The 243-nt window shown below is 41.6% G+C and carries 1 protein-coding gene; it reads right to left on the bottom strand.

The window, feature by feature from the left end; translation table 11 throughout:
• A partial coding sequence (locus tag SB660_RS23145) for a tyrosine-type recombinase/integrase (RefSeq protein WP_486304226.1) occupies positions 1–218 on the bottom strand: 218 nt, incomplete at its 3' end.
• Between the last annotated feature and the right edge of the window lie 25 nt (positions 219–243).

Below are 243 nucleotides of genomic sequence, written 5' to 3'. Positions count from 1 at the left end.
CGCATAAAATACCTTGATACTGTGCCGGATGAAAGCGGTTCGCGACGAGTAGATGCAATTATGGTTTCTCCGCCAAGAATCTCTTTGCATTTATCAAGTGTTTCCTTCATTGATATTCCGAGAGCATCAATATGCAATGCTGTTGGGATGGCAATTTTTACGCCTGTTTTGCTTTGCTCGACATAAAGATATCCATCTACGATATCAGACCACTTCATTTCGCATAAATCACCAACTCGTTGC

This window comes from Bacillus sp. SIMBA_005, from assembly GCF_046535585.1.
GTDB classification, from domain to species: domain Bacteria; phylum Bacillota; class Bacilli; order Bacillales; family Bacillaceae; genus Bacillus; species Bacillus pumilus.
The sequence above is the reverse complement of the archived record's forward strand: the minus strand, read 5'-3'. Positions and strand labels throughout refer to the sequence as shown.